Here is a 19,168-nt window from a genome sequence, read left to right as displayed (position 1 = left end):
ACGGCGTCGTACCTGGCGCTGGGCTAGTTGGCCGCCGCAAGCAGCCCGGCACGCACCGTGCGGGTGGCGGCGACGAGGTTGCGCAGGGATTCTTCGGTTTCGGCGTAGCCGCGGGTTTTCAGGCCGCAGTCCGGATTGACCCAGAGCTGGCGGGACGGGACGTGCCTGACGGCGGTGCTGAGCAGCTCGGTGACTTCCTGCTCGCCCGGGACGCGCGGTGAGTGGATGTCATACACCCCCGGGCCGACGCCGCGGCTGAAGCCATGGGACTGAAGATCATGCACAACCTCCATCCGGGACCGGGCGGCCTCGATCGAGGTGACGTCGGCGTCGAGTCCGTCGATCGCGTCGATGATGGCGCCAAACTCGGAGTAGCACAGGTGCGTGTGGATCTGGGTGGCATCCGCGGCGCCCGCGGTGGCGAGGCGGAAGGAGTTCACCGACCAGTCCAGGTACGCGGCCTGGTCCGCCGTGCGCAGCGGCAGGAGTTCGCGCAGGGCTGGCTCGTCCACCTGGATGATCTTGATGCCGGCAGCTTCGAGGTCCGTGATCTCATCGCGCAGGGCCAGCGCCACCTGGTTGGCGGTCTCGCCGAGCGGCTGGTCGTCGCGGACGAAGGACCAGGCGAGGATGGTGACCGGTCCGGTGAGCATGCCCTTCATCGGCTTGCCGGTGAGCGACTGCGCATAGCTGGCCCAGTCCACTGTGATCGGTGCACCGCGGGTGACATCGCCCCACAGGATGGACGGGCGCGTGCAGCGGGAGCCGTAGGACTGGACCCAGCCGTGCACCGTGACGTCGAAGCCCTCGAGGTTTTCGGCGAAGTACTGGACCATGTCGTTGCGCTCCGGCTCACCGTGAACCAGGACGTCGAAACCGAGCTCTTCCTGCAGCTCCACAACACGCTTGATCTCATCCTTCATCAGCAGCCCGTACTGTTCGGCGCTGATCAAGCCCTTGTTGGCGCGGGCCCGGGCGGTGCGGATCTCACCGGTCTGCGGGAAGGAGCCGATGGTGGTGGTCGGCAGTGGGGGCAGGTGCAGCGCCGCAGACTGCGCGGCTTCGCGGACGGCGTAGGCGGAGCGGCTGAAGTCGGCCCCGGTCAGCGCGGCGGTGCGGTTCCGGACCTCGTCGCGGCGGACGCCCGTGGCTGCGGCACGGTCGGCGATGATGCGGGTGGCCGCCTCGATGGCGGGCCGGGCTGCTTCCGGCCCGGTCAGCCAACCGGCCAGGGTAACAACTTCGGTAGCCTTCTGGTCGGCGAAGGCGAGCCAGCTGCGCAGCTGCGCGGGGAGCTGGACTTCCTCGTCGACGTCGTGCGGAACGTGCGCGGTGGTGGTGGAGGTGCTGACGGCCAGCCGGGCGACGGACTTCCGGAGCTCGGTGAGCTTCCCGGCCGAGGCGGCAAGATCGTTGCGCCAAATGTTGTGGCCGTCCACAACGCCTGCGACGAGGGTTGTATTGCCCAGCGCGGCCAGGGCCGCCGCGGCGGGCACTCCGCCCTTGTAGACGTCCAGGTGCAGGGCGTCGATGCCGGTGGCGGCGAGCGTGCCGAGCTGGCCGTCAAGCGCACCGTAGGGGGTGGAGACGAACAGCCGGGGGCGGTTGGCGGCGGCGGCGAGCACCTCGTAGGAACGGGCTACGGCGGCCTGGATCTCTTCGGCGGGGGTGTCCTGGTCCACCACCAGGGCGGGCTCGTCGAGCTGGACCCAGCTGGCCCCGGCGGCGGCGAGCTTCTCCAGCAGGACTGTGTACACCGGTAGGACGTCCGCCAGGCGCGAGAGCGGGCTGAAGCCGGCGGGGGCGTCCCCGGAGGCCTTGCTCAGCAACAGGAAGGTGACCGGGCCGACGAGGTACGGCCGGGTCTCGACGCCGTTGGCCAAAGCGTAGGCGAATTCCTCAACGATGCGGCTGGAAGTCAGCGAGAAATCGGTTTCCGGGCCGATTTCCGGGACGAGGTAGTGGTAGTTGGTGTCGAACCACTTGGTCATTTCCAGTGGCTGCTGGTCTTTGGTGCCGCGGGCCAGGGTGAAGTAGCCGTCGATGCCGAGCTGGCCCCCGGCATCCAGGAGGTTACCGAAGCGGGCGGGCACAGCGCCGAGGTGGGCGGCGGCGTCGAGCACCTGGTCGTAGTAGGAGAAGGTGCCGGGCACTGCTGCCGCCTCGGTCAGGCCCAGGCCCTGGAGGCGCTTGGCGGCGCCGAGCTGGATCTCCTTGGCTGCAGCATCGAGGGCCGCGGCATCGATGCTGCCGGCCCAGTAAGCCTCGACGGCCTTCTTGAGTTCGCGGCGCCGGCCGATGCGCGGGTAGCCCAGGATCGAAGCGGACGGGAAGGGGGTGAGCGTGTCAGTCATGGGAAGTCCTAGAAGTTGGTGGTGTGGTGCGGAGGAGAGTTTTTGGTGAGCCGTCAGCCGGCGAGCTGTCGGCGTCCGGCCGTGCGCTGGTGGCTTCTGTGCCGGTTGGCGCTCCGCGGGCGCGGCAGCGCGAGTTTGTCCAGCACGTCCAGTGCAGCGGCATGTTCATTGAAGGTATAGAGGTGCAACCCGGGGGCTCCAGCGTCCAGCGCCGCGTTAGCCAAGTCCACTGTGGCGCCGACCCCGATCCGGGTCCGGTCGGTGTCGGTGCCCGCGGCGGTGAGCCGGTCGATGAGGACCGGGTCCGGCGCGACGCCGGTCAGCTCGCTGAGGCGGGTGAGCCGGCGGACGCTGGTGAGCGGCATAACCCCCGGAATAATCGGGATGGTGACGCCGGCCCGGCGTGCCCGTGCCAGCAGGTCCGCGTACTGGCCGGTGTGGAAAAACACCTGGGTGATGGCAAAGTCCGCGCCGGAGCGCTGCTTGGCCAGGAGCACCTCCACATCATGCGCTTCGCTCGGGGACTCCGGGTGCCGGGTGGGGTAGGCAGCGACGCCGATCGCCACCTTACCGGCGCAGAGCAGCGCGGACCGGCGCTGTTCGACCCGGCGGATGAGCTCAATCAGGTCCTGTGCGTAGCGCAGCGAACCCGCGGGCGGCACAACGCCGTCTTTGGGCTGGTCGCCGCGCAGGGCAAGGATGCCACGCACGCCGACGTCGAGCAGTTCGCCGATGATGTCGGCGAGCTCCTGCGGTGAGTTTCCAACGCAGGTCAGGTGCGCCAGCGGCCGCAGCGTGGTCTCCTGGACAAGCCGGTTGATCAGTTCGACGGCAGTGGTCCGGTTCGAGCCGCTGGCGCCGTAGGTCACGGACACGTAGTCCGGGTCCGTGCTTTCGAGTTCGCCGATGGTGGTCCAGAGCGATTCCGTGGCAGCGGGTGACCGCGGCGGGAATAGCTCGTAGGAGAGGGCGACAGGAGCCGTTCCGGCAAGATCTGGATGGGTGTCAATAAGGCTTGGTGGAGACATTTGCGTCCTTGGCTGTGACCACTGACGGCGTTGCCGTCGGTGAATTGAGTTTGGGGAACACGGAGGAGACTCCAGCAGGACGCAGCCGCGACTGTTACGCCTGATACGAAGTATTCCGTGAGCAAATGTCAGGCCCACATGGGGGCACCCACACCCTCCTGGGCCGCCGGTGGGCAGGCCTTCAGCGGAGGATCGCTGACACGTTACCGGGGTAACTTGGATAGAACTTTACGGCCCGCCCGGTCAGCGTTCAAGTCCGCTGCCGAATTAAGACGTGCTCTTACGGAACTTTCCGGCTGGTGACAGAACATTCTTCGCTTTAATGCGCCAGGGGCCGGTTTGCGGACGGTATACCCGGCGGAAGTGTTGGCGCCGGCATCTGCCTTTCACACCCGCGCAGGACTATTCTTTTGCCATGATCCAGCTTCCAGCCAGCTACCAGGAGTACCTCGCCGGCAAGAGCGAGAGTTTCATCAACGCCGTGCGTCCGATTTTGATGCAGTCCGCGGCGGACAAGATGCACGGCGTCCGGGTTGTGGTGCACCCGCACGACCACCAGGCCCATCTGGACTCCACCATCCCGTTCGGTTCCGTTGTGGAGGACATCGACTGACGCCTGCCGGCAGGCTTTAGCCGTCCAGCAGGAGGCGCTGCGAGCGCGGTGCCAGCGTGTGTTCAAGCACGAGGCAGGCGGCGCCGACAGCGCCGACGTCCTCGCCGACGCCGGTGCCGACCACTTCGATCTCGTGGATCTTCCGGGTGGCGCTGCCGTCCCGGACGAGCTCCGGGACCCGTTCAAGGTAGCGCTGTGAGAGGCAGGTCCAGAACGGGCCGCCGAAAACCACACGGTCCACGTCCAAGGCGTTGGTAACGATGGAGACGGCGCGGGCCACCAGCACGGCGGAATGGTCAATGATCGCCTCGGCCCGGGGCTCGCCTGCGACCGCCGCCGCGCACAGCGCGGCGAAGCTCTCCTGGAGGGCAGGACCTGTCTGGACCGCAAGGGGTCCCGCCAGGACCCCCGTTTCGACGGCGCGGGCCACCAGGACCTGCGGGATGCAGGAGGACAGGACGCAGCCGCGCGCCCCGCACACGCACGGCGGGCCGTCAGGATCCACGATGATATGCCCGATCTCGCCGGCGTTGCCGGAGGTGCCGCGGACCACCTCGTCATTGAGCACGATCCCGCAGCCGATGCCGGTGCCCATGTACATAAACACGAAGCTGCCGGAGCCGCTCGGACCGCCCGCCCAGGTCTCCGCCACAGCGGCGCTTGTTACATCCTTATCCACGATGGTGGACAGCCCCGTCGCCGCTGCGAGCGCATCCCGGAGCGGCACGCGGTCCCAACCGAGCAGGAGCGGAGGGTCAACCACCGAGCCCTCCTCCAGGTCGATCGGTCCGGGAGAAGCGACGCCGAGGCCGGCGATCCGCGCGGGGTCGACGCCGGAATCCAAGATCAGCTGCTTGATTTCGGCGGCGATGGTGTTGATAACGGCGCCGGGATCCGAGCCCATCGGGGTCTTGATCCGGGAATGCTTGACCACTGCTCCGACCAGGTCCAGCACGACGAACGTTATGACGGCGGGATCCAGATGGACACCCACGGCGTACATCCCGGAGGACTTGAGCCTGAGCATGGTCCGCGGCTTGCCCGGGCCGGTGCCTTCCTTGCCCGCCTCGTAGATCAGGTCCTGGTCCAGCAGCCGCCGGGAGATGTTGGAGATCGTCTGCGGGGACAGCCCGACAATCTGTGCCAGTTCCACCCGGCTAAGGCCCGCCGGGGACCGACGGATGGCGTCGAGGATCACCGTGAGGTTGAAATCCCCCATCCGCGGCAAGTTGGTTCCGCGCCTCGGCGAGGGCTGGCGGATTTCAGGCACTGATACCCCTAAACGTCTTTGGCTGCGCACTGCTTATCTCAGAATCGTACGTTAAGCTCCGGTGGCGGCCCATACACCCCGCTTCACACTGCAGCGGATTTCCGGATGCTCGCTGTCACGGTGAATTTAGGGTTTCTTCCGACCTCGCGGGTGGGGCCAATAAGCCGCTGCAGCGTGGGCCGGTAGTGCAGGTGGCTGTTGAACACCGTCCAGAGCTCCCCGCCCGGAGCCAGCACCCGGCCTGCCGCCTCGATAAGTTTGATGCCAGCCCCGGAATGCACCGCCGCACCGACGTGGAAGGGCGGGTTGAGCAGGATTAGCCCGGCGCTGGCCTCCGGGAGTGAGCCCATCGCATCGTCCTGCAGGGCCGTGATCCGGTCACCGAGGCCATTGGCCTGCGCCGTGGCTCGGGCGGACTCGACGGCGGCGGCGGACTGGTCCGTGGCCGTGACCCGGGAACCGGGGTGGCTGCGGGCATACATGGCGGCGAGGATGCCGGTCCCGCAGCCGAGGTCGACGGCGTGCCGTGCGGCCGGCATCCGGGGCAGGAACTCCAGCAGGAACCGGGTGCCGATGTCCAGCCCGGTGCCGGCAAAGACGGCGCCCCGGGCGCAGACAGCCAGTCCCAGGTCGGTATTGACCTCCGTGCTGGGGAACGGCGGGGCCCCGGTGGCGGGGCGGGGACGCCGGGCCAGCAGGATCCGGGACTTTTGCCGGGCACGCTGCGGCTGGACTTCACCGAAGTGACGCTCCAGCACGGCGTTCATGCCCAGGCTCATGTGTTTGACCCGGCCGCCGGCCAGCAGCACAACGTCGGGCGCGGCGTAGCGGGCGACGGCGTCGGCAATCTCCTCGAGCTCAGCCAGCGACTTGGGCAGCTGTAGCAACACCAGGGTGGCACCGGACAGCAGCCCGGCGCCGAGCGGAAACTGCTCAAAACCGCCGTCGACGCCTAGCTTCTCCGCGTTGTTGCGGAGGGCACGTTCCCCGGTGATGAGGTCCTGGTGCACACGGACCGGTCCATTCAGCGCGCCCGGCTCCCCGGTGTTCCACCTGTTCAGCGCCAGCGCGCCGAGGGTCAACGCTCCGTACCGGTCCCCCACGATGGCCAGCCGTCCGCCCGGAGGCAGCAGCCCGTCCGCGAGCAGTCCGCCGGCGGCCTCGAGCAGGAGCGGGTCCGTGGCGTCCCAGGCCTGCAGGTTGGGCGCCTCCACATCCGGAGACCTGCCCAGCCGGGAGAAGAGGGATACAAGAGTGTTGTCCGCCACGCGCGAGTTGCCGCCTTATGTGAGTCCGGTGAGTGAGTGTTCAGGACGGGTAAACGAAGTCCCCTGCCAATTTATCCTGCCCGCCAAGTAAACGCAGGATGCCTGCCACCGCGGACCGGCCCGCCCGGTTGGCACCGATGGTGGACGCGGACGGACCGTAGCCCACCAGGTGGACCCGTGGTTCCGCGGCCACCTGCGTGCCGTCCATGGCGATCCCGCCGCCCGGGCCGCGCAGGTGCAGCGGGGCGAGGTGTTCAAGCTCCGCCCGGAAGCCGGTGGCCCAGAGAATCACGTCGGCGGCCAGGAAGCTGCCATCTGCCCGCCGCACTCCCCCGGGCTCGATGCCGGTGAACATGGGCTGGCGCTCCAGGACACCGCGGTCCGCGGCCGCGCGCAGGGCCGGGGTCCAGAGCAACCCGGTCACCGCGACGATGCTTTGCGGCGGCAGTCCCTGCCGGACGCGTTCTTCCACCAGCGCGACGGCGTTGTGCCCGGCCCGGCGGTCAAAGTCCGTCTCCCGCCAGACCGGTTCCCGGCGGGTGAACCAGCTGGTCCCGGTGACGTGGGAGATCTCGTCGAGCAAACCGACGGCGGAGATTCCCCCGCCCACCACGATCACGTGCCGGCCGCGGAACTCTTCGGCGGAAACGTAGTCCGCAACGTGCAGCTGCCGCCCCTGGAAGGTGGCCCGTCCAGGGTAGATCGGCCAAAACGGCCGGGTCCAGGAACCGGTGGCGTTAATGATGGCCCGGGCGGACCAGTCGCCGCCCGTGCTGGCGATCCGCAGCCGCCCGTTCGGCTCCGCGTCCTCCCGGGTGACCGACCGGACTTTGACGGGGCGCTCGACGGCGAGCGAGAGCTCGTGTTCGTAGCCGCCAAAGTACCTCGGCAGGAAGCTGGAGCTCGCTTCGTCCGGGTCGACGGCGGGCTGCGGCCGGCCGGGCAGGTCGCTGATGCCGTTGACGGTGGACATCCGCAGGCTCTTCCAGCGGTGCCGCCAGGCCCCGCCTGGACCGTCCTCGCCGTCGAGGACATGGTAGCTGCCGGCCGGCCCGCCGGTTCCTCCGCCCTCGGCCGTTCCTCCGTTGTCGGGGCGGGCCGTGGCCGGGACCAGGCCGCGGCGGCGCAGGTGGTAGGCGGCGGAGAGCCCGGCTTGGCCACCGCCGATAACAACCACGTCGGCGGACCTGAGCGTCCCGTCACCCGCTGTGGACATTACGGCTCACATTTTCTTGACGACACTGGATTTCAGCTGCATGGGTCCGACGCCGTCGACCTTGCAGTCGATGTTGTGGCCCCCAACCCCGTTGACCAGCCGGATTCCGCGGACTTTGGTCCCGACTTTGATGACGGTGGAACTGCCCTTGATCTTCAGGTCCTTAATGACCGTCACTGTGTCCCCGTCGGAGAGGACGTTGCCAACGGCATCCTTGACCGGTGCTGGTTCCTGTCCGCCGGTCTCTGCTTCCGCTGCGGGCGACCATTCGTGGGCACACTCGGGGCAGACCAGGAGCGCACCCATCTCATAGCTGTATTCACTGGAGCATTCCGGGCACGGCGGCAGGGTCTCATTCACGACCCCAACAGTAGTCGAGGTGCCGGGCCGAATCGCGGGAAGGCCGGCATTGCTAAGCTGAGCTCCCCAGAGTGAAGGCGGCGCCCCATGGCCCAGAGCCCAGTTCAACCCCACCGCCCGGTCCCAACACCGGGTTCGCCTCCCGCGCCGGGGGATTCCCGGCTGCGCTCCGGCGTCCGGACTGCAGGCAGGATGCTGCTGGGAGGATTCCTGTTGCTGGCCGGTGTCAGCCACCTGGGCTGGGCGCGGGAGGCGTTCCATGCCCAGGTGCCGCCATGGTTGCCGTTGGACGTGGACTTTGTGGTGGTTGCGTCCGGACTGGTGGAAATCGGCCTGGGCGTTGGCCTGCTGCTGATCAGGCGGCGGCGGGTTGCCCTCGGTTGGCTGGTCGCTGCCTTTTTTGTCGCCGTTTTTCCCGGGAATATCTCCCAGTTCGCTACCGGCACCGATTCGTTTGGCCTCAACTCGGACACCAGCCGCGGGATCCGGCTGCTGTTCCAGCCGCTGCTGGTGCTCTGGGCCTTGTGGTCCACGGGCGCCTGGCGGGCCTGGCGGATGAGTCGGCGCGCCGGCCGGTAAACCGGCACCGCTGCCTGCCCTGGTCCCGGCTGGTTCGTGCACTGCAGCCGGCGGCAGCCCGTTCCGGGCGCAAAAAATTCCCCGAAAGACAAAAGGTCCTGCTCACTGAGCAGGACCTTTTTCGGTGGAGCTGAGGGGACTCGAACCCCTGACCCCCTGCATGCCATGCAGGTGCGCTACCAGCTGCGCCACAGCCCCGAACGTGCCGGGAAATCCGTCCTGCGAAGGAACGTCTCTCCGGAAGCAACCTGTTTATCTTAAACCACAATTCCGGTTCACGCGAATCGGCGAGCCGGCTAGGAGAAACCGGCCCGACCCCGACGTTCCACGCCCGGGCCGGACAACCGCCATACGCAAAAAATCCGCCGGAATCTTTCGATTCCGACGGATTATCCGGTGGAGCTGAGGGGACTCGAACCCCTGACCCCCTGCATGCCATGCAGGTGCGCTACCAGCTGCGCCACAGCCCCGAATTTTCGCTGCCCCGACCCCGCCGGCTTTCGCCTCCGGGCTCCGTACTTCGTCCGGATTTCTCCGAAGCAACTCAAATATCTTAGAACAGTCTTTCGGAAAATTCCAAATCGGGCATATTCCGCAGCTGCATGCCGGGTTACTCCGCTTCGGGGCCCGCCGCTGCCTGCGCGGAAACGTCGTCGCCAAGCTGAAGGTCCACAACGGGGCAGTCCTTCCAGAGGCGCTCCAGGGCGTAAAACACGCGGTCTTCCTCGTGCTGGACGTGAATAACGATGTTGCCGTAGTCCAAGAGGACCCAGCGGCCGCCGGAGCGGCCCTCACGGCGGATCGGCTTGAGCTCGAATTTGGAGAGTTCGTCTTCGATGCCGTCCACAATGGCATTAACCTGGCGTTCGGACGGCGCCGAGGCAATCAGGAAGATATCCGCCAGGGCCAGCCGTTCGCTGACGTCCATGGCGACGATGTCCTCAGCGAGTTTCTCGGCAGCCGCTCGGGCTGCGTGGCGGGCTGAGGCGATGGATGAATCGGTTGCAGTCACGGGACTCCTTATTGGGTACAAAAGTGTTGGGTAAAAAGCGTTATGGGTAACAAGCGTGTGTTCTGAAACTGCGCGGGTGGCCACCGGGCGGAAGCGCGCGGCCCGCAGCAAAGGTGGCTAGCCGGAGATGGCAGTGACAATCAGCGTGATGCCGGCGATCAGTGCCAGCACCCCCAGGGCCAGTACCACCAGGCGCAGGCGCCGCGCCCTGCCCAAACCGGCCGTGACCGCGTCCAGGGGTTCAAGCCCGTAGGCTGCGCTTGCGGCCACCGGCGAGCCGCCGGCGAAGTCCTCCTCGGACCGGAGCGTTGGCGGTTCCCCCGCCGCCGGCTGGGATTCTGCCGGCGGCACGGACGAAGCACGGGCAGCGGCCTCGGCGCGGGCAAGCACCCCGGAACGACCGGTCGCAGGGCCGGGTTTGCGCTGGCGGGATGCACCGGGGCGGTGGCCGCCGGACTTGCGGTTTTCACCAACCCGGGGGCCCGGGTTGGTGACAACCGGAACGTGTGAGGTGGCAGGTCGCTTCAGGACCGGCCGCTCCACGCCCGGAACCTGGACGAACTCCAGGGGTGTGACCATTGCCAGGTTATTGGCCGTGGTCGGATCATTGCGCACCGGCTCCGGCACGCTGTTCTGCTCGGCCAGCTTCTGCTTCGCGGCGGCACGGCGTCCCAGTACTGCGGCCCGTTCGGCCACGGCGATCTGCTCCGCCAGTGCGCGCGGATCCACGGCATCGGCGTCCACGGCGTTGATGTGTTCCATCTTGGCCAGTTGGTTCTGCGCCTGCTGGGCGAGGAGTTCGCGTGCGGCGAGGGCCTGTTCCACGCTCATCCCCACGGCGCCCGGAGCTCCCGGGCCGGCTACGGCTTCCTCGTCCGCCGGGGCGGCGGTTTCCGCACCCGCGGCCGGCGCGTCGGCTTCCGCCCCCGGCGGGGGCGCGGAGGGGCTGACCCGGGTGCGGGGCGAGGCAGGGACGATCAGATTGGCGGACGTTGCCGGGGCTGTCTCGGCGGCCAGCTGCAGCAACCGCAGCTGGCGACGCGTCGGCGGTCCGCCGGCGGCGAGGTTGCCTTCCTTCTCGGCTAATTCCTTGATGGTTCGCAAGGTGGCGCGGTCCCGGGCCCGGATCTGCGAGGACCGTTCGGTTCCCGGGGAACTGCTGACCGAGTCGACCGGGCCGGGAATCCGGCGCCGGCCGGTGGTTTCCGCTTCGGTGGGTTCACCGGGATCAACGGCGTCCGGCCGCGCGGCATCCTTGTTTGCGGCGTCCTTGTTTGCGGCGTCCTTGTTTGCTGAGGCCGGGCTATTCGAGGCAGGGGGAACCGCGCCGGAAGCGGGGGCACCGGGCTCCCGGCGTTCATCTCTGGCCTGCCGCAGTTCGCGACGGCTGCGGATTGGTGGCTGTTCCTGACTCATTGCAAACTCATTCGATGCTGGCGGGGTGGGCTAACTCGGTACTGCGGTCGTAGCGTGCGGCGCCATTTCCGGCGGAGGTGTCCCCGACGTCCGGGTGGCCGCCGTACAGTCCGTATTTGGCGATGTACTGCACTACACCGTCCGGCACTAAGTACCAGACAGGGTTTCCTGCAGCTACCCGGGCGCGGCAGTCGGTCGAGGAGATTGCCATCGCTGGCACCTCGAGCAGGCTGACGTCCTTGCGGCCCATTCCGTCCAGGACGTGTCCGGGCCTGGTGACGCCGACGAAGTGCGCAAGGGACCACAGCTCGTCAATGTCCTTCCAGGACAAGATTTGCGCCAGGGCGTCGGCGCCGGTAATAAAAAACAGGTCCGCATCCGGGCGCAGGGTTCGGAGGTCACGAAGGGTGTCGATAGTGTACGTGGGACCGGGCCGGTCCACGTCCACCCGGCTGACGGTAAAGCGCGGGTTTGACGCCGTGGCGATGACTGTCATGAGGTAGCGGTGCTCGGCCTCGCTGACCTTTTTGCTCATCTTCTGCCACGGCTGGCCGGTCGGCACAAAAACCACTTCGTCCAAGTCGAACTTGGCTGCCACCTCGCTGGCGGCAACAAGGTGGCCGTGATGGATGGGATCGAAGGTACCGCCCATCACGCCCAGACGCAGACGGCGCCGGGCACCGCGCTGCGTCACGATGGCGGAAATATTAGTGGCCTTGGCTGTGATCGTGCTTGTTCGGGTGCTGGCGGTGCGGATCCGCGTGCTCCTCAACGGCTGCATGGCGCCTGCCCAGGTTGCCGTAGGACAGTGTGACCGACAGCATGACCATCAGCAGCGCGAACATCACGGCGCCAATTACGATCGGCGGTGCGATGAGCGGCGCGAGTTCCTCGTGGCCTGATCCGCCCACGGCGGCGACGATTGTGGCGATCTGCTGGGACAGCATGTTCTCCCCTAGTGAGTTCACAATTTAACGACGGCGGATATCCCCGCCGTTCCGGACTTCTGTTCCATGTTACAGCGTTGCTAGGACCTGATCTGGCCCTCGCCCTGGACGATCCATTTGGTGGTGGTCAGTTCCGTCAGGCCCATGGGTCCGCGGGCGTGCAGCTTCTGGGTGGAAATACCCACCTCGGCGCCGAGGCCGAGTTCACCGCCGTCGGTGAAGCGGGTGGACGCGTTGACAATAACGGCGGCCGAGTCAATCTCGGCAATAAACCGCTCGGCGTTGCCAAGGTCATTGGTCAGGATGGCCTCGGTGTGGCCGGTGGACCAGGTTCGGATGTGCCTGACGGCGTCGTCCACGCTGTCGACCATGGCCACGGCAAGGTCCAGGTCCATGTATTCGGTGGCCCAGTCCTCGTCCGTGGCGGGGACCGAGTCTATCGAGGCGGGCAGTGCAGCGCGGATCCGATCGTCGGCATGCAGCGTAACGCCGGCGTCGCGCAGGGCAGCGGCGACGGCGGGCAGCGCTGTTGAGCCGGAGTGGACCAGCAGGGTTTCCACGGTATTGCAGACGCTGGGCCGTTGGGTCTTGGAGTTCAGCAGGATCTCGACGGCCATCTCCTCGTTCGCGGAGGCGTCCAGGAAGATGTGCACATTGCCTTCGCCGGTCTCAATCACGGGAACCTTGGCGTTGGCCACAACGGACTGAATGAGGTCCCGGCCGCCGCGGGGAATCAGGACGTCCACCCGGCCGCGTGCACGCATCAGGGCGTTGGCTCCTTCGCGGCCGAACTGGTCAACGCTTTGCACTGCGTCGGCGGGCAGGCCCACCGACTCCAGGGCGTCACGGAGCACGGTAACGAGCGCTGCGTTGGTGGCGGCGGCGGCGGTGCCGCCGCGCAGGATGACGGCGTTGCCACTCTTGAGGCCGAGCCCGGCGATGTCCACCGTGACGTTGGGACGCGCCTCGTAGATGGCGGCGACGACGCCCATCGGGACGTTGACCTGGCGCAGCCGCAGCCCGTTGGGCAGGGTCTGGCCGCGCACCACGTTACCGACCGGATCCGGCAGGTTGGCGAGGTTCTCCAGGGCGGCGGCGAGGCCCTGGATGCGGGCATCGGTGAGGGTGAGCCGGTCCAGCAGCGCCGCGGAGGTGCCGTTGGCCTTCCCGGCGGCCACGTCCGTGGCGTTGGCGGCAAGGACCCCGGCCTGACGCTCCAACAGCGCTGCGGCGATGGCGCGCAGCCCCCGGTCCTTCCAGGCCCGGTTGGCGCGGGACATCCTGCGGCCTGCGGCACGGGAACGGTCGGCGATGGCGTGGACGGCGGCCTCGACGTCGGCCGGTGAAAGCGTGGATGGTTCAGGCACGGAAGAGCCCGTGGTTGAGTCGATGGAATTCGCTGCGGATTCGTGAATCAGTGCCTCAGTCATCATTCCAGTCTAGGCGAGGCTCCCGGTTAGACCAGAACCAGGTCATCCACGTGGATGACCTCCCGGTCGAAGCCCCTGCCCAGCGACTCCCCCAGTTCCACTGTGGAACGGCCCAGCATTTGCGGGAGCTCATCGGAGGAGTAGTTGACCAGCCCGCGCGCAACGACTGTTCCATCCGCTGCAACCATCTCGACGGCGTCGCCGGATTCAAAGGTCCCTTCCACGGCCGTGACGCCGGCCGGAAGCAGGGAGGTGTGGTGGTCGCGGACGGCTGTGACGGCGCCGTCGTCGAGGATCAGCCGGCCCTGCACATGGGCGAGGTGGGCCAGCCACATCATCCGCACGGACTTGCGTCCGCTGTTGACAGTGAACAAGGTGCCGACGTCCTCCCCGGCCAGTGCGGCGGCAGCGTTTGCCGTGGAGGTGACCAGCGCGGGGATACCGGAATCCGCGGCCATCGTGGCGGCTTCGACTTTGGTCTGCATTCCGCCTGTTCCGACCCCCGCCTTGCCGGGCGAGCCGATGGTGACGTCCTCCAGGTCCGCGGGGCCGTCGACCCGGGGAATACGCTTGGCACCTTTGGCGGGCGGGCCGTCGTAGAGGGCATCGACGTCGGAGAGCAACAGCAGGGCATCGGCCCGGACCAGGTGCGCCACCAGGGCGGACAAGCGGTCGTTGTCGCCGAAACGGATCTTGTGCGTGGCCACCGTGTCATTTTCGTTGACCACCGGCACAACGCCCAGGTTCAGCAAACGGTTCAGCGCCCGGAACGCATTCATGTGGTGACTGCGCCGCATCAGGTCATCTGCGGTCAGGAGCACCTGGCTGACGGTAATCCCGTGGGCACCAAAGGCGTGCGTGTAACGGGCCATCAGCAGCCCCTGGCCCACGCTGGCGGCGGCCTGTTGGGTGGCGAGGTCCCGGGGACGCTTCGTCAGGCCCAGCGGCGCGAGCCCCGCGGAGATCGCTCCCGAAGACACCAGGATGATTTCGGTGCCGCTATTGCTTTTGGCCGCCAGCGCGTTCGACAGTTCGATCAGCGCGTCCTCGGAGATTCCGCCCTTGATACTGGTGAGCGACGACGAACCCACCTTGACCACAATGCGGCGAGCCCGGGCGAGCAGCCTGCGGTCGTTGGTTTTGGGTTCCTCGATGACAACTGCGGACTTGTCGCTCACGTGTTAAGGCTCACTCCTCATTCTCGGTGTCAAGGGCGCTTTCCTTAAGCGGCTTGGGCCGGCGGCCGCTGACGGATTCAGTCCAGATACCGGCTTTGCGCTCGGCTTCGAGCTCGGCGCGGGCCACAGCCTTGGCCTCGCGGCGCTCCACCTGTTCATCGCGCTTTTGGCCACGGGTGGGGCGGTCGCCGATGTCGGCAAAGCGCACGTCGGTTCCGCGGGGTGCTGCCAACAGTTCGGCGCCGGCCATCATGGTCGGCTCCCAGTCGAAGACGACGCCGTCGTCTTCACCGATGACCACCATGTCGCCCGGGGTGGCGCCCTGTTTGAACAGCTCGTTTTCTACGCCGAGCTTAGCCAGTCGGTCAGCAAGGTAGCCGATAGCCTCCTCGTTGGTGAAGTCGGTCTGCTTGACCCAGCGCACGGGCTTGTCGCCGAGGACGCGGAACAGCGGCTCCAGGTTCTTCTCCTCGCGGCGGATTTTGAAGCCGGACTCGTTGACGGCGCGAGGTTTGAGTACCGGGGCGTGGACCTTCGGCGGCGCGGCAGCAATGGCGTCGCGGGCAGCCTGGACGATCTCGCCCATCGCGAAGCCAAGCTGGCGGAGACCTTCGTGGCTGGTCGCCGAAATTTCGAAGACCTTGAAGCCGCGGGATTCGAGTTCGGGGCGGACAAATTCTGCCATGTCCTTGCCGTCCGGGAGGTCGACCTTGTTCAGGGCGATCAGGCGCGGGCGCTGGTTCAGCGGAACAACTTCACCGTCGGAACCGGCATAGCTCATGTCCACCGCGTATTTGTCCAGCTCGGCTTCGATGACGGCGAGGTCCGAGAGCGGATCGCGGTCTGATTCGAGCGTGCCGCAGTCGAGCACATGCACCAGGGCGGCGCAACGCTCAACGTGGCGCAGGAAGTGGTGGCCGAGGCCCTTGCCTTCGCTGGCGCCTTCGATCAGGCCGGGGACGTCGGCGATGGTGAAGCGCACCTCGCCGGCCTGGACCACACCGAGGTTCGGGATCAGGGTGGTGAACGGGTAGTCGGCGATTTTGGGCCGGGCGGCAGACATCGCGGCAATCAGGCTGGACTTGCCGGCGGAGGGGAACCCGACCAAGGCAATATCGGCGATGGATTTCAGTTCCAGGACAACGTCACTGGATTCGCCTTCGATGCCGAGCAGGGCGAATCCCGGGGCGCGGCGTTTCTGCGAGGAGAGCGAAGCGTTGCCCAGTCCACCGATGCCGCCGGCCGCGGCGATGTATTCGGAACCCTCACCGACCAGGTCTGCGAGGACCCTGCCGTCCTTGGACTTGACCACGGTGCCCTCGGGAACCGGGAGGATCAGGGTTTCGCCGTGCTTGCCGGCGCGCCAGTCGCCCATACCGGGTCCGCCGTTGGTGGCGTGGCGGTGCGGGGCGTGGTGGTAATCGAGCAGGGTCGTGGTCTGGGGGTCCACGCGCAGGATAACGTCGCCGCCGTTGCCGCCGTTGCCGCCGTCGGGACCGCCGAGCGGCTTGAACTTCTCGCGGTGAACGGAGACACAGCCGTGGCCGCCGGTACCGCCGGATACGTGCAGTACTACCCGGTCTACAAAGCTCGCCACGTGGATCTCCTCAGTGCTGTTCCCGTAAGCGTGCAAAGACGCTCAGGATGATTGTAATGCGGTTAAAACACCGGTGGAGCGGACCTAATGGCCCGCCCCACCGATTTAAAACGTAGGTACTACTCTGCAGCTGCTGCAGCCACAATGTTCACAACGCGACGACCGCGGCGGGTGCCGAACTCGACGGCTCCGGGAGCCAGGGCGAACAGGGTGTCGTCGCCGCCGCGGCCGACGCCGGCGCCCGGGTGGAAGTGGGTTCCACGCTGGCGGACGATGATCTCGCCTGCGGAAACTACCTGACCGCCGAAGCGCTTGACGCCGAGGTACTGGGCGTTCGAGTCACGACCGTTGCGAGTGGAACTCGCGCCTTTTTTATGTGCCATTTGGAAATGCCTGCCTTAAAATTCTGGGGAATCTGCTGAAAACCTGAACAGTAACGAGTAGTTACTTGATACCGGTGATCTTGACCTTGGTCAATTCCTGACGGTGACCCTGGCGCTTTTTGTAACCGGTCTTGTTCTTGAACTTCTGGATGACGATCTTGGGACCGCGAAGGTCCTCAAGGATCTCAGCCGTAACCTTTACCTTGGCCAGGTCCGAAGCAGCAGACATGACCTTGTCACCGTCTACCAGGAGCAGTGCGGGCAACTCAAAGGTGCTGCCGGCTCCACCGGGGACGCGGTTCAGGGTAACGAAGTCTCCAACGGAAACCTTCTCTTGCCGGCCGCCTGCGCGGACAATCGCGTACACCACTGGGGAACTCACTTCTCTCGACGTTTATTACTAGATTTGCGTGCGGAACCTGGGTCCAAAGTTGATGGTCCGGCTCACGCTGTGCCTCTACGCCGGTGGGTTCCCCGGGGGAACCCATGAGCTATCCCGTGGACATTCGCACCTGAAATCAAGTGGAGCGTCCTCAAGGTCATAACCCAAGTGTTGGCGTAAGCACCGAAGATCTAGACTACGCTAATTTTGCCTTCGGCCGCAAATGAGGCTGGTTCCGAAGGGAGGTACGTGCTAGGTGACACCCTGTATGGACAGGACGTTGCCGCAACGACTTCCGGAACCGCGCCTCCCTATCGTACAGGCTCCCTGCTGTCCCGCGGCTCAGGCGTGCACGCGCGGCGCGTCGAAGAAGTCCACTTCGTAGCGGGCGGACTGCCGGAAGGCCACGGTCATGGCGTCCCGTTCGCCGGGTGAGGCCGCCCGGGCTGCGGTGTCGGTGTGGGCGATGGCCTGCCGGGTGGCGTCGGCGAACTCCGGATCGGCGTAGGTGCGCAGCCACGCGGCGTAGGGGTGCGATTGCGGCGCACCCGCGGCGAGGAACCGGTTGTGCAGTGCCTGTCCCACCTCGGCATAGAGCCAGAAGCACGGCAGTACCGCAGCGATCAGCACTCCGTAGCTCCCGGTGACCGAGGCGGCCAGAAGGTGGTCTACGTAGGACTTGGTGACCGGTCCGAGCGTCCGCTCCGCCGTGCGTCCGCGCAGCCAGGTCCGGTGCAGTTCGGCTTCGACGCTGAGGCAATTCTGTGCGGAGCGGGTCCAGAAGAGCTGTTCGTCTTCCGTGGGTGCGATCGCGGCGGCCCGGGAGAGGACCCGCGAATAGCCGTTCAGGTACAGGGCGTCCTGTCCGAGGTAGTACGCGAAGTCCTGCTCCGGCAAGGACCCGTCCGCCAGGGCCGTGATGAAGTCCAGGCCGTAGATGGCCTCGAGGTCGGCAGCAGCGGTTTCCCGCAGTCCACGGGCGAATTCACCCGCGGCAGGGACCCGGTGCAGTTCGCCGCCGCCGGCACCCGTACCGTGATGGGCGGTCTGATGCTGGACATGGTGGAAGTGATGGACCGGGCCGTTGCCGCTGCCGACGTCGAGGTCCGCCGAGGTGCGCAGCGCCCCTTCCAGCCACGGCTTAACTTCCCGCAAGGCGGCCTCCCAGTCCCCGACCCGGGCCTGCACGGTCGCCATCGCCGCGGACAGTGAGCATCCCGTTCCGTGGCTGTTGCTGGTGCGGACCCGCTCCCCCGGTACTACTATGACGTGCCGGGCCAGGACCCCGCAGGTGTTGACGAGCGCGTCCGGGCAGCCGTCGCCGTGCTCGCCGGCTCCGCCCGCAGCGCCGGTGCCGTCGAGGTGGCCGCCCTTCACCAGGACGGTCGTGCCGGTGCCGGCGGCAAGCCGCTTGCCCTGTTCCAGCGCCGCAGCCCAGTTGCCGGCGACGGGTTCGTTGAGCAGAATCGCGAGTTCGGCGAGGTTCGGCGTGATCAGGTCCGCGTAGGGCAGCAGTTCTTGCAGCGCCGATTCGGCGGGCGCCTGCAGCAGCCGGTCACCGCTTGTGGCCACCATCACGGGGTCCAGCACCACAATGGCGGGCCTGACCTTCGCCAGCCAGGTCCGGACGGCGTCGATCACGGCGGCGTCCCCCAGCATCCCGATCTTGACGGCGTCGATCCGGATGTCGGCGCTGACCGCGTCAAGCTGGGCGGTCAGGAAATCTGCCGGCGGGACGTGGATGGCGCTGACGCCGCGTGTGTTCTGTGCGGTCAGGGCGGTGATGGCGGCCATGCCGTAGCCGCCATGCGCGGCAATGCTCTTCAGGTCCGCCTGGATCCCGGCACCGCCGGAGGGGTCCGAGCCTGCGATCGTGAGCACCCGCGGGATCCGGGATGCCGGGGCTGCTGGGACAGCGGGAAGAAACGGGGAGGCGGCGGTCATGGGAGACATCCCTTCGCCGGTGCTAACCGGACAGGTTCAACGGGTCTGGATCTCAGCCGGCTCGATGCGCGGCACCCCGTGTCAGGGACCAAGCCTAGCCGCATCCTTTAACGAAGTCGCGGGCACGGCCCGAACCTGGCGTATTGCTACGCGGCCCGGACCGCACCCGCGGCCTTCCCGAACTTTCTTGG

Annotated in this window: 18 protein-coding genes, 2 tRNA genes and 1 riboswitch; of the genes, 2 read left to right on the top strand and 18 right to left on the bottom strand. The window is 67.0% G+C overall.

Features of this window, described 5'->3' with window-relative positions:
• Nucleotides 1–23 precede the first annotated feature (23 nt).
• Entirely contained in the window at nt 24–2,354 is a 2,331-nt protein-coding gene (metE, locus tag QMG72_RS02080; protein WP_283479500.1) for a 5-methyltetrahydropteroyltriglutamate--homocysteine S-methyltransferase, read from the bottom strand.
• Between the two features lie 53 nt (nt 2,355–2,407).
• Entirely contained in the window at nt 2,408–3,382 is a 975-nt protein-coding gene (locus tag QMG72_RS02075) for a methylenetetrahydrofolate reductase (protein WP_283479499.1), read from the bottom strand.
• Between the two features lie 415 nt (nt 3,383–3,797).
• Between QMG72_RS02075 and QMG72_RS02070 the strand changes: the two genes are divergently transcribed.
• Nucleotides 3,798–3,995: a hypothetical protein gene (locus QMG72_RS02070; RefSeq protein WP_226774560.1), complete on the top strand. Its 198-nt coding sequence runs from the start codon at nt 3,798–3,800 to the stop codon at nt 3,993–3,995.
• 16 nt (nt 3,996–4,011) lie between these two features.
• Here the strand turns inward: QMG72_RS02070 and QMG72_RS02065 are convergent, their stop codons facing one another.
• The 4 genes from QMG72_RS02065 to QMG72_RS02050 all read right to left on the bottom strand — a co-directional run bounded on the left by QMG72_RS02065 (nt 4,012) and on the right by QMG72_RS02050 (nt 8,109).
• Nucleotides 4,012–5,214, bottom strand: a complete 1,203-nt coding sequence (locus QMG72_RS02065) for an ROK family transcriptional regulator (protein WP_282360259.1) — start codon at nt 5,212–5,214, stop codon at nt 4,012–4,014.
• Nucleotides 5,215–5,348: 134 nt separating this feature from the next.
• The gene (locus QMG72_RS02060) at nt 5,349–6,533 is read right to left on the bottom strand and encodes a class I SAM-dependent methyltransferase (protein WP_283479497.1); all 1,185 of its coding nucleotides are present in this window, start codon (nt 6,531–6,533) and stop codon (nt 5,349–5,351) included.
• Between the two features lie 40 nt (nt 6,534–6,573).
• Nucleotides 6,574–7,749, bottom strand: coding sequence for an FAD-dependent oxidoreductase (locus QMG72_RS02055; protein ID WP_283479496.1), 1,176 nt, complete (start codon nt 7,747–7,749; stop codon nt 6,574–6,576).
• Nucleotides 7,750–7,755: 6 nt separating this feature from the next.
• Nucleotides 7,756–8,109, bottom strand: a complete 354-nt coding sequence (locus QMG72_RS02050; RefSeq protein ID WP_253032594.1) for a zinc ribbon domain-containing protein YjdM — start codon at nt 8,107–8,109, stop codon at nt 7,756–7,758.
• Nucleotides 8,110–8,196: 87 nt separating this feature from the next.
• Here QMG72_RS02050 and QMG72_RS02045 point away from each other — a divergent pair, with 87 nt between their 5' ends.
• Entirely contained in the window at nt 8,197–8,688 is a 492-nt protein-coding gene (locus QMG72_RS02045) for a DoxX family protein (protein ID WP_396021261.1), read from the top strand.
• A gap of 125 nt (nt 8,689–8,813) precedes the next feature.
• On the opposite strand, the gene QMG72_RS02040 is transcribed toward QMG72_RS02045, so the two are convergent.
• From QMG72_RS02040 to QMG72_RS01985, 12 genes are all read right to left on the bottom strand, one after another.
• Nucleotides 8,814–8,886, bottom strand: a tRNA-Ala gene (locus QMG72_RS02040).
• Between the two features lie 199 nt (nt 8,887–9,085).
• Nucleotides 9,086–9,158, bottom strand: a tRNA-Ala gene (locus tag QMG72_RS02035).
• Nucleotides 9,159–9,298: 140 nt separating this feature from the next.
• Entirely contained in the window at nt 9,299–9,700 is a 402-nt protein-coding gene (gene rsfS / locus QMG72_RS02030; RefSeq protein ID WP_226774565.1) for a ribosome silencing factor, read from the bottom strand.
• Nucleotides 9,701–9,817: 117 nt separating this feature from the next.
• Complete coding sequence (locus QMG72_RS02025; protein WP_283479495.1) at nt 9,818–11,116, bottom strand: hypothetical protein; 1,299 nt, start codon at nt 11,114–11,116, stop codon at nt 9,818–9,820.
• A 7-nt stretch (nt 11,117–11,123) separates the two neighbouring features.
• Nucleotides 11,124–11,768, bottom strand: coding sequence for a nicotinate-nucleotide adenylyltransferase (gene nadD, locus QMG72_RS02020; RefSeq protein ID WP_396021265.1), 645 nt, complete (start codon nt 11,766–11,768; stop codon nt 11,124–11,126).
• 55 nt (nt 11,769–11,823) lie between these two features.
• Nucleotides 11,824–12,063, bottom strand: a complete 240-nt coding sequence (locus QMG72_RS02015; protein WP_226774568.1) for a hypothetical protein — start codon at nt 12,061–12,063, stop codon at nt 11,824–11,826.
• 80 nt (nt 12,064–12,143) lie between these two features.
• On the bottom strand, nt 12,144–13,493 hold the full coding sequence (locus tag QMG72_RS02010) for a glutamate-5-semialdehyde dehydrogenase (protein ID WP_226774569.1): 1,350 nt from the start codon (nt 13,491–13,493) through the stop codon (nt 12,144–12,146).
• A 26-nt stretch (nt 13,494–13,519) separates the two neighbouring features.
• Nucleotides 13,520–14,671 (bottom strand): glutamate 5-kinase, encoded by a 1,152-nt coding sequence (gene proB / locus QMG72_RS02005; protein ID WP_226774570.1) that lies wholly within the window; start codon nt 14,669–14,671, stop codon nt 13,520–13,522.
• Nucleotides 14,672–14,681: 10 nt separating this feature from the next.
• Nucleotides 14,682–16,268, bottom strand: a complete 1,587-nt coding sequence (obgE, locus tag QMG72_RS02000; protein ID WP_283479492.1) for a GTPase ObgE — start codon at nt 16,266–16,268, stop codon at nt 14,682–14,684.
• Nucleotides 16,269–16,387: 119 nt separating this feature from the next.
• A complete protein-coding gene (gene rpmA, locus QMG72_RS01995) occupies nt 16,388–16,651 on the bottom strand; it encodes a 50S ribosomal protein L27 (RefSeq protein WP_069952019.1) in 264 nt (87 codons plus the stop codon).
• A gap of 61 nt (nt 16,652–16,712) precedes the next feature.
• Nucleotides 16,713–17,021 carry a 50S ribosomal protein L21 gene (gene rplU, locus QMG72_RS01990; RefSeq protein ID WP_226774594.1) on the bottom strand — a complete coding sequence of 103 codons (309 nt, stop codon included), beginning with the start codon at nt 17,019–17,021 and terminating at the stop codon, nt 16,713–16,715.
• 354 nt (nt 17,022–17,375) lie between these two features.
• Complete coding sequence (locus QMG72_RS01985) at nt 17,376–18,977, bottom strand: bifunctional hydroxymethylpyrimidine kinase/phosphomethylpyrimidine kinase (protein ID WP_226774572.1); 1,602 nt, start codon at nt 18,975–18,977, stop codon at nt 17,376–17,378.
• A riboswitch (TPP riboswitch) is annotated at nt 18,969–19,066 on the bottom strand. (Overlaps the previous gene by 9 nt.)
• Nucleotides 19,067–19,168: the final 102 nt, after the last annotated feature.

Source organism: Pseudarthrobacter sp. PH31-O2, from assembly GCF_030063265.1.
GTDB lineage: Bacteria > Actinomycetota > Actinomycetes > Actinomycetales > Micrococcaceae > Arthrobacter.
Note: the sequence above shows the minus strand (reverse complement) of the source record. Positions and strands in the feature narration are given on the sequence as shown.